We start from the raw sequence: 10,117 nt of genomic DNA, 5'->3' as shown, positions 1-10,117 counted from the left end.
CAGTATTACCCGTTTGGTATGGCCATGGCAGAAAGTACAAGTCAAAGCACTCAACCGTACAAGTACAATGGCAAGGAGTTGGATAAGACGCATGGTATGAATCTGTATGATTACTCTGCGAGATATTATGACGGGGCGTTAGGAAGGTTTACGACGGTTGATCCATTGGCGGAATTAAATTATGCTTGGAGTCCATTTGCATATGTTGATAATAATCCGATAAATTTTATTGATCCTGACGGTAGAAAAAAGGGAGATCCAAATGATCCATATGAATTATCAGAAGTTATTATTACCTCACAACCGAAAAACGAGATCAATCTATTAAATATTATTTTAGCAGGTCAATGGGCTAACGCGGCAGATATCGCTCATGGTTCTTCTGTAAGAATGCAATATTATAATCCAATGAATGAATACATAAGAAACAATGCGATCAATTCAGCGGAGTATGCAATGAGTCGATACCATTTAGCACAATCTGCAAGAGCTCAAATGGGGCCAATGAGTAAATCATTATCTGAGTTGCAAAAAAGCAAAGCTGCACAAAATGCAACAGCTAAATATTTAGCATCACACAAAAAAGGGACATCTGGTACAACAAGAGCAGCAACTAATTCAATTGCAAAAACGATGCAGTATGGAGGCCGGGCATTTGTTGTTACTGCTGCTGGAGCGTCTGTCTATAATATTGCAACATCGGATAATGTTGCAAGGACGACAGTAAGTGAAGTTGGAGGGTGGACCGGAGCATGGGCTGGAGCAAAAGGAGGAGCTATGTTAGGAGCATCAATAGGGACAATGATATGTCCAGGAATTGGGACGGCTGTAGGTACATTAATAGGTGGTGTCATTGGAGGCAGTGCTGGATATTATGCAGGTTCTAATATTGCAGTTAGTATTTATGATGAACTTTAATTATGGAAATAGAAGATATACATAAACAAGAACTTCAATATATTCTATCCAATGTATTGGATATAGGGCAAAGGGAACTTTCAAAAGTTAAGCTTCTTTTTACTAAAGCATATTCTTTTAAAGAAATTGAAAAGATAAAGAGTATTTTAGATAATAAACTTTACTTTTTATTAAGACTATTTTCCAGTGATGAATTTGAGTATTTTGATGAATTCACTGGTGAATATCTTTTTATAGATAAAATGAGTCTTTATTATTTTACAATGGATAACAAAAAGTATTATCTTTTATTTTCCATAGTCCTTGATAAAGATAATAATGCATTAAAAAAAGAGAAAGTAGAAATTTTTAGAGAAAAATAGATAATGTGTCAGTTTAGGATATGACTTTAGATCTATAAAGAAGTACACCTTGTTGGCGCGGTTTTCTCCAGTCCCCCGTCCTTTGGAATTTGCAATTTCGAAGTAATTTAATGTAAGGATTTTTAATCCGCTATAAACCAATCCTGCCATTTTCATCATTGGCAGGATTGTTTATCTATATATATGATGGATTATGAATTTCTGAGCTATGGGTGGTATGATCGAAAATGTGTCAGGTGTGTCAGGTTTTGCAAGCATGCCAGTTTATAGTGTGCTGGAGTATCGATTATGGTAAACCGATAAACTTTACAACTGAAAAAATGATGCAAACGTGTCAAGTTTGTAAAGTTTTTGTAGACTGAGAAATGTCAGATGTGTCAGGTTTTGAAGTTATCTTTTTGATAAGCACGGGAACATCAAGACGCTGGCTCGTAGTGGGAAAACGACAAGTACGAATTACAATACAGTCGATAATCTGACGATGACCTATAACGGTAATCAAATGAAGACAGTCACAGATGCCATAGCCGATATCAACTTGACTGCCTCGATGGATTTCAAGGATTATACCAAAGGTACTGGTGTGGAATATACCTACAATAAGAACGGGGCGATGACCAAAGACCTGAACAAGGGTATTTCTTCAATTACCTACAATAGCCTGAACCTACCTCAAACCGTAGATATAAAGAACAAGACAGTCGAGGGACGAAATGAGTATACTTATTCAGCAGCAGGAGTAAAACTAAGAGCCGTACAGCGTTGGAATCCGGGCTATTCGACCAATCCGGTTATCGGTTCGGCTGTAAATGTAAATGCATTGACCGAAACGGAAACAACGGATTATGTAGGTAATATAATCTACGAAAATGACGGATTGAAGAGAATTTTAGTCGATGGAGGCTATTATCAGAATGGAAATTATTACTTTTATATCCGTGACCATCTGGGTAACAACCGGATAGTGATTGACCAGTATAGCGATGCTGTTCAGAGTACACAGTATTATCCGTTCGGGAATTCGTTTGCGGAGAATACAAACCAAACCGCTCAACCGTACAAATACAACGATAAGGAGTTGGATACCCGCAACGGGTTGAATATGTATGATTACAGTGCGAGGTGGAAACATGATTGGGGTTTTACTACGGTTGATCCGTTGGCGGAGAAATACTATAGTTGGTCGCCATACAATTATGGTTATAATAATCCTATGCGATTTATAGATCCAACAGGAGAAGGCCCTTATGATAGAATTAATGCTGCAAGAAATATGACAGGGCTTAAATACAAGCAAGAAACTGACACAAAATTAAGAACAGAAAATACAAAAGAAGCATTGGAGTATATGGATTGTTCTGAATTCGTTTCTCGGGTTCTTGCTGCTGATGAAATTACTGATGATGTTCAACATATGAATACGGCTGGTCTGAAAGATTTTTTCGAGAAAAATGATTTTGAACAATCAACAACAGCACAAGTTGGAGATATCGCATTATGGAACGGGCATACTGGAATTGTTACAGGCGTAGAAGAAGGAGGAAAGGTCGTGATTACTCATGCTCGAGGAGTAGGAAAATTATCACAAGAAAGCACAAAAGCCTTGACCCCTCAAGAATATCGTCCAGGAACATTTCATGGTTTTTATAGACCTAATAATGAAACAGTAGATGGAAAAGTTTCTCAAAATGCAAAGCTCAATCCTGCATCACCTTTATTCTATGGAGCGGAGGGTGCACCAGTTACAGTTGAAGGGAAAAAGCCTAAATTACCCGAAGTTTCGCCTGGACAAATGTCAGCTAAAATCACAATTGATAAGGATAAATTAAATAATTAAAAACAAGTTATGAAAAAAAATATATTTATATTTATTTTTTTATTTTTTCTAATGGGATCCTGCAAACAATCCCCATCTAAGCCAAATCAAATTAATATTGAAGTCAATAATAGAGCTGATTCTATTAAGATAAAAGATTTTAAACTTTATGATACATCTATTAGAAAAGATAGTTTGGAAATTAATGCTTCTTCTACATTTATCTTTTTCCCGTTTGGAGAATATACAGATGTGAGTAGTTTTGCAACAAACTATAAGAATCTAAAATTAGAGATTTTTTCCTCTCCAGTATATGGTGATACCTCTTATATTATAAATTTATATCGGTTTTCAAGTGAATATAGTTATGTAACGTTTTGTTTGGAGCGAGTTTCTGATGTGCCAGAGGATACAACAGAACGTATGGGAGTTGTTTTTGCTAAGATAATTGATAATCAAATATTTTTAGATCACAATATAAAAATAGGGATGACAAGAGAAGAGTTTTTAAAAAGATTTACAGATAATATAGAAATGCTGAACCCAATGAGCCCGATAAATGTATATGAACTTATGGCTGATGGAATATGGCATTACTATACCTTTAAAAATGACACTTTAGTTTCAATCATATTAGATACAGATCGTCAGCTGAATAAGGATTAATTTTGTATTTCAGAATTCGCAATTTCGAAGTAATTTAATGTAAGTATTTTCAATCCTGCCATTTTCATCATTGGCAGGATTATTTATCTATAGAAAAAACATATGAGTTATAAGTAAAATAAGGATTAGAAAAATACAATAAAAAACGTCAGGTTTGTCAGGTTTTAGTTAAATTTACCAACAGAGCTTGCCGTGAAAAACATCAATACCAGTGGCAAGACCTATTATACCTACTCGGCTTCAGGCGTGAAGCTGCGGGTAGAGCATAAGGATGCCAAAAACCAGACTTATACCCCTGTGATGGGAACATCAGGCGACAGTAACCTGGAAACCTCGAAGATCACCGACTATGTGGGTAACAAGGTCTATGAGAATGAAGGCTTGAAGCGTATACTGATAGATGGTGGTTATATAGAGAACAATGTATACCACTATTACCTGAAAGACCACTTAGGTAATAACCGTGTGGTCATAAACCAGTACAACGAGCAAATCCAGAACTCACAGTATTATCCTTTCGGTATGGCCATGGCAGAAAGTACGAGCCAAAGCACGCAGCCGTACAAGTACAATGGCAAGGAGTTAGATAAGACGCATGGGCTGAACTTATATGATTACTCTGCGAGATATTATGACGGGGCGTTAGGGAGGTTTACGACGGTCGATCCATTGGCGGAGAAATACTATAGTTGGTCGCCGTATGTTTATTGTGCGAATAATCCAATGAGATATATTGACCCATTAGGAATGGATACAATAAATATTAATGCGGAGGGAAAAATTACCCAACATATAAAAAGTAAAGATAGAACTGTATTTAATATAACGGATAAGGACGGGAATATAAAGTCTTCAGATTTCGAATATACACCTATAGTATCTTCGGTAGAAACTATAAAAAATGAAGATGGAACTACCACTGAATATACTTATTTGACTATGCTTGGGGACGAAAATGGAAATAAAGCTTTTGAATTCTTATCTCAAAACTTAGGCGTAACAAAAGATTATGGTGGAATACCTAATACGAGGAACGAAACAATGGAGTGGTCTTTAACCCAATATGGGAAAGCAGGACGTACAGGCATAAATGTTGTTTCTACCAGTCACAATGCAAAAAGTGAAGGTTCCGGATCCAGAGTTGCAATGAGAAATCAAGAGAGTGGATTTGATTTAAGGCGCGATGTACATAGCCATCCATTTGGAGGGCCAAATGACTTGGAGTTATTGCAACCTTCTGGAGTGGCAGGTGGTAATAGAGGAGATATACCTGCGGCCGCACAGTTAACGGCAGGCAACAAACGTGGTATAACTCCTGTATTTCAGATATACTCAGGATATCTAAAACGTTATGTAAATTATAATGGACGAGGAATTATAAAATAAGTAACATGAAAAAACTATATTATTTTCTTATATTTGTATTTATATTTTGCAATAATTTTTATATAAATGCACAAATAAAAACACTAGAGAAGTCGTTCCCCTTATTAACCGTTTCTAAGGATAAATTTATAAATGATTTAGAATCTTTTACCTCAAATATTGAGAATAAATCTGATTTGATATATGAAATCTCTATTAATAGAGATTCTTTATATGAATTATATTTGGTAACATTAAATTTACTTCCTCTTGATATGATTAGTGAAGATACTTGCTTGGGGGTTTTTTATTCTAAAGATGTTCCATTTGTTGTAAAAAAAGGATGTAATCCAGGCTCTTTATTCAAAAAAAATAAGGATAATGAAAATTGTTTAATATCTATGCCTATTAATGAAATAATTATAAAGGAAGAATTCTCTTTTTGGTTTTTTTTATTTGATGGAGTTAAATTAATTCATATTGATTTACCAAGTTTTTATATTAAACGATTAGGTTTTATTCCATGTAGTTAACAGGACACGTCTCTCGTCTTTCTGGTTCTGCAATTCGAGAGTCAATAAAGTAAAGATTTGTGAGTCTTTGTATAGAATAATCCTGCCAGTTTCCTTATTGGCAGGATTGTTTATCTATATTAGTATATGACAAGGTCTGGTGAAAGAACAAGAGGAAAGAAACAAAAAAAGTGCAAAAGTGTAACTTTTGTAACTTTTTTCAAATTATACAGGAACGGGACAATACAGCACAAGCTATTCATATGACAGGCACGGGAATATGCTGACTATGAAACGCCATGGCAAAAAAGATGAAGGTACAGGAACTTCATCCTACGGTCTTATCGATAATCTGACGATGTCTTATACCGGCAACCAGATGAAAACCATAACAGATGCCATAGCCGATATCAACCTGACTGCCTCGATGGATTTCAAGGATTATACCAAAGGTACTGGTGTGGAATATACCTACAATAAGAACGGGGCGATGACCAAAGACCTGAACAAGGGTATTTCTTCAATTACCTACAATAGCCTGAACCTGCCTCAAACCGTAGATATAAAGAACAAGACAGTCGAGGGACGAAATGAGTATACTTATTCAGCAGCAGGAGTAAAACTAAGAGCCGTACAGCGTTGGAATCCGGGCTATTCAACCAATCCGGTTATCGGTTCGGCTGTAAATGTAAATGCATTGACCGAAACGGAAACAACAGATTATGTAGGTAATATTATCTACGAAAATGACGGATTGAAAAGAATTTTAGTCGATGGCGGTTATTATCAGAATGGAAATTATTACTTTTATATCCGTGACCATCTGGGTAACAACCGGATAGTGATTGACCAGTATAGCGATGCTGTTCAGAGCACACAGTATTATCCTTTCGGGAATTCGTTTGCAGAAAGCACAAACCAAACCGTACAACCATACAAATACAACGACAAGGAGTTGGATACCCGTAACGGGTTGAATATGTATGATTATAGTGCGAGGTGGAAATATGATTGGGGTTTTACTACGGTTGATCCGTTGGCGGAACGAGGATATTCATGGTCTCCATATGCTTATTGTTTTAATAATCCACTTATGTATATTGATCCTGACGGACAATGGCCTTCGTGGGGTGATGTAAAATCCTTTGCTAAAGGATGGGCACATGGAGTAGTTGGACATCATCCCAATAAATCGATGGCAGATCAAGGATATACAACAGCTACAGTAAAGCCGAGAAAAGATAACTCTCCAAGAGAAACTGGAGATTCAGGATATGAAGCTGGATACTTTGCCGGAGAAATAACAGCTGTAATTGCTGAAATGGTTGTTTTTGGAGCAGCCGAGGGAGCAGTAAGGGCTGTAGTTGCAGAAGGAACAAAACAGGCCGGGAAACAGATTGCAAAGGAGGTGGTTAAGAAACAAGCTGGAAAAGAGGCTGGGAAAGAGATTGTAAATCAAGTACAACAAGACGGAAAGAGACGGAAAAATAGATTACCTGATGTAGGGCAGCCAAATTCAGTAGAAACAAATCCTTCAGGAACAACAAAGAAAAAATATGGTCCAGATGGAAATGTTCAGAAAGAATGGAATAAAGGACATCCGCAAGATAAAAAACCAAATGGACAACAAGACCACGTTCATGACTATAAGCCTAATACAAATAATCCGACAGGTAGAGGAGATAGGCAACCTGCTCGCACAAAATACAATAATAACGATAAAAGAGATTTTGATTTATTTTGATTAATATGTTATACAAAGAAATAATATTACCAGAGAGACTCAGCTTATATGATTCCAATTTATTGAAAATGAAAATCTATACCGCGGATACTTACGGCATTAATATAGAAGCTGTAATTAAATTGGGATATCCTTCAGGAGTATATTTAAAACTGATTTTTAAGCAAATATCAGAATTCCTTTTCTTCTGGAGTGAAGAATATGATTTTTATGTCATTGAATCATATAAATTATTAAGATCAGACAACGGTATTTATTGCTCTTTTGATCCAGCAGATAGAGATATATCTGCATCTGAAAATGATGGAGCTGTTATTAAATGCAGTGAAATTGAAGGATATTCTTCTTCTTGTATAGAATTCAGTAATCCGAGAAAAATTAATTTCAATATTTAAAAGTACTCCCGTCCTTCGGGATTTGTAATCACGAAGAAGTTTAAAGTAAGGATTTACAATCTGCTATAACTATAACTCCGCTAACAATAATCATTAGCGGAGTTATTTATCTATATATAAAAGTGATGGATTATAAGTCTCTATGCTATGGGAGTATGAAGAGAGAGTGTCAGGTTTTGTCAGCATGCTGGAGTATATGTACTAGAGTATTAAGACGAACAAACTTTACAACTAAAAAAACACAGCAAATTGTGTCAACTTTGTCAAGTTTTAACTAAATTGCCATAGCTAAAAAGCGTTTTGGTTGACGGTGTTTATTATGAAGGCTTTTATATCCGTGATCATCTGGGTAACAACCGGATAGTAATTGACCAGTATAGCGATGCTGTTCAGAGTACACAGTATTATCCTTTCGGGAATTCGTTTGCGGAGAGTACAAACCAAACCGCGCAACCGTACAAATACAATGATAAGGAGTTGGATACCCGTAACGGGTTGAATATGTATGATTATAGTGCGAGGTGGAAATATGATTGGGGTTTTACTACGGTTGATCCGTTGGCGGAGAAGAAACCTTGGCTGACACCATATCATTATTGTTCTAATAATCCTATTAATAGAATTGATCCAGACGGGATGTATGATATTAAAGAACTAGAAAAAGGAGAGCAGAATAATATTGTAATAGTTATAAATGATAATACTGATATTGCAGACAAGCAGGATCTTGCTGCTGCCAAGGATGCGAATATCCCTGTAATGAGGGTAAAAGATATGCAAGATTTTTCTGATGCAATGGATCAATTATCTCTTGATGGCACAACTGTTTGTGCTTATTCAATCAATAGTCATGGCTCACCTGGAAGTTTTTCTATTGGAAGCACTAAAGTTAATTCCAAAACAGATTTTACACCTTTAAAAAAAGGCTTTGATGGTAAAAGTATTTTTATATATGCATGTAATGTTACTGCGGGTGGAGATGTAAATGGTATACAATTAATTGAGAATTTGTCAACGCAGACAAACTCTATTGTAGTATCCTCGGATCATACAGTTAGTGCTGGTTATAAGTTTAATGGAACAGACCGTTTAAGTAGAGATGAGTATGGTGCTAATATTGCACCAATAGCTCCCAAAATGAACGATTTCCATATTGCTACTCCTGGACAAGCAGCAACACCAATCTTCAATTTTGCGATAAAGAGTGATGGCTTTTTTACATGGGAAACAATAGATAAATATAAATAGCAATAATATGAAAAAAATTATATTTCTTTTATTTTTCACTTTTTTATTGTTTATGAGATTTACTAATATAAAGGATCATAAATATGGGCGATTCCAAACTTTTGATGAGTATAATATGATAGGAATAAAAGACTCAATATTAAAAAATCCTTATATATTCATAAAAAAAGAGAGTGATACAATCTTCATAAAATTCTCAGAAAAGAAATACAAAGATATCCGATATATAAACAGAGGTAAATATTGGTATTCTATAACGGAGAAAGAGTTGGAAAATAGTAGCCGAGGACATATTTCTTCTACATATGAATATGCGGAGAAATTTATATACAATGATACTATACTCTTATATTATTTTAAAGTAGATGATACTCATAGAGCTTTAGAAAACAATATATATAGAATTAAGTATGGAGATTATTTGACTGTTAAAACCAAATCGACAGAAGTTAATATTTTCTACGGTAATGATTTGAAAATCAGCTCAAATGAAAATTCTCGTTTCAAGGAACTAAAGTTATTAGCTGAAACCTATAAGAAAAATCTTACTGATGAGAGAATAATAGGGGTTTATCAACCTCAATATTATTGTTTCTATAATAAGATAATAAAGAATGATACACTGTATGTTTATAGGAAAAAAATAAAGACAACTATACTTATGGTTGTATTTCAGACATTAGATTATTAAATAACCTCGGAGAATTCGATCCCGAGAAAGGTCAAAGTCTTATTGGTAGTATTAAGATCAAAGATGAATGTAAATAATTTCCAGTTTCCACCTAGTGGGAAGATTCCCGCCTTTCGTCATTTGCGATCACGAAGAAGTTTAACTTGTGACACACCAATAGAAACGCTACATTTTTGATATTAAATATTGGGATAAAATCTTTATTTTTCGACTATGAAAAACATGGAACGAAAAATAAGAGCACGTCAGAACTGGCTTAGAATCTATGAGCAGACAGGTTCTGTTACTAAAACTGCATTACGATACGGTATTGCCAGAACTACTCTTTATCGTTGGATAAAACGGTATCAAGAAGAGGGCAAATCAGGATTGTCAGATAAGTCGAAACGTCCTTTAAACC

11 protein-coding genes are annotated in these 10,117 nt (G+C 35.2%); all 11 read left to right on the top strand.

Annotated elements, in window-relative coordinates; all coding sequences use genetic code 11:
• On the top strand, positions 1-918 hold a 918-nt coding region (locus GGR21_RS21070; RefSeq protein ID WP_183309118.1), incomplete at its 5' end, for an RHS repeat-associated core domain-containing protein.
• Positions 919-920: 2 nt separating this feature from the next.
• The gene (locus tag GGR21_RS20565; protein WP_183309117.1) at positions 921-1,280 is read left to right on the top strand and encodes a hypothetical protein; all 360 of its coding nucleotides are present in this window, start codon (positions 921-923) and stop codon (positions 1,278-1,280) included.
• Between the two features lie 502 nt (positions 1,281-1,782).
• A complete protein-coding gene (locus GGR21_RS20560; RefSeq protein WP_183309116.1) occupies positions 1,783-3,117 on the top strand; it encodes an RHS repeat domain-containing protein in 1,335 nt (444 codons plus the stop codon).
• Positions 3,118-3,126: 9 nt separating this feature from the next.
• Positions 3,127-3,762 carry a hypothetical protein gene (locus GGR21_RS20555; RefSeq protein ID WP_183309115.1) on the top strand — a complete coding sequence of 212 codons (636 nt, stop codon included), beginning with the start codon at positions 3,127-3,129 and terminating at the stop codon, positions 3,760-3,762.
• Positions 3,763-3,954: 192 nt separating this feature from the next.
• The gene (locus GGR21_RS20550) at positions 3,955-5,148 is read left to right on the top strand and encodes an RHS repeat-associated core domain-containing protein (protein WP_183309114.1); all 1,194 of its coding nucleotides are present in this window, start codon (positions 3,955-3,957) and stop codon (positions 5,146-5,148) included.
• Between the two features lie 5 nt (positions 5,149-5,153).
• Positions 5,154-5,660, top strand: a complete 507-nt coding sequence (locus GGR21_RS20545; protein ID WP_183309113.1) for a hypothetical protein — start codon at positions 5,154-5,156, stop codon at positions 5,658-5,660.
• Between the two features lie 259 nt (positions 5,661-5,919).
• Positions 5,920-7,383, top strand: coding sequence for an RHS repeat domain-containing protein (locus GGR21_RS20540; protein ID WP_183309112.1), 1,464 nt, complete (start codon positions 5,920-5,922; stop codon positions 7,381-7,383).
• A 5-nt stretch (positions 7,384-7,388) separates the two neighbouring features.
• Positions 7,389-7,778 (top strand): hypothetical protein, encoded by a 390-nt coding sequence (locus GGR21_RS20535; RefSeq protein WP_183309111.1) that lies wholly within the window; start codon positions 7,389-7,391, stop codon positions 7,776-7,778.
• A gap of 300 nt (positions 7,779-8,078) precedes the next feature.
• Positions 8,079-9,026, top strand: coding sequence for an RHS repeat-associated core domain-containing protein (locus tag GGR21_RS20530; RefSeq protein ID WP_183309110.1), 948 nt, complete (start codon positions 8,079-8,081; stop codon positions 9,024-9,026).
• A gap of 7 nt (positions 9,027-9,033) precedes the next feature.
• Entirely contained in the window at positions 9,034-9,717 is a 684-nt protein-coding gene (locus GGR21_RS20525) for a hypothetical protein (protein WP_183309109.1), read from the top strand.
• Positions 9,718-9,930: 213 nt separating this feature from the next.
• Positions 9,931-10,117: helix-turn-helix domain-containing protein (locus GGR21_RS20520; RefSeq protein ID WP_183309108.1), on the top strand; the 187-nt coding region annotated here is incomplete at its 3' end.

It is taken from the genome of Dysgonomonas hofstadii, from assembly GCF_014196915.1.
GTDB classification, from domain to species: domain Bacteria; phylum Bacteroidota; class Bacteroidia; order Bacteroidales; family Dysgonomonadaceae; genus Dysgonomonas; species Dysgonomonas hofstadii.
This window is presented reverse-complemented; position numbering and strand designations above follow the sequence as displayed.

What these genes read in the sequence shown, in the direction of transcription:
- GGR21_RS20565 (WP_183309117.1), top strand. Translation starts at nt 921, where the DNA reads ATGGAAATAGAAGATATACATAAACAAGAACTTCAATATATTCTATCC.
- GGR21_RS20555 (WP_183309115.1), top strand. Translation starts at nt 3,127, where the DNA reads ATGAAAAAAAATATATTTATATTTATTTTTTTATTTTTTCTAATGGGA.
- GGR21_RS20545 (WP_183309113.1), top strand. Translation starts at nt 5,154, where the DNA reads ATGAAAAAACTATATTATTTTCTTATATTTGTATTTATATTTTGCAAT.
- GGR21_RS20525 (WP_183309109.1), top strand. Translation starts at nt 9,034, where the DNA reads ATGAAAAAAATTATATTTCTTTTATTTTTCACTTTTTTATTGTTTATG.
- GGR21_RS20540 (WP_183309112.1), top strand. Translation starts at nt 5,920, where the DNA reads ATGCTGACTATGAAACGCCATGGCAAAAAAGATGAAGGTACAGGAACT.
- GGR21_RS20535 (WP_183309111.1), top strand. Translation starts at nt 7,389, where the DNA reads ATGTTATACAAAGAAATAATATTACCAGAGAGACTCAGCTTATATGAT.
- GGR21_RS20560 (WP_183309116.1), top strand. Translation starts at nt 1,783, where the DNA reads ATGAAGACAGTCACAGATGCCATAGCCGATATCAACTTGACTGCCTCG.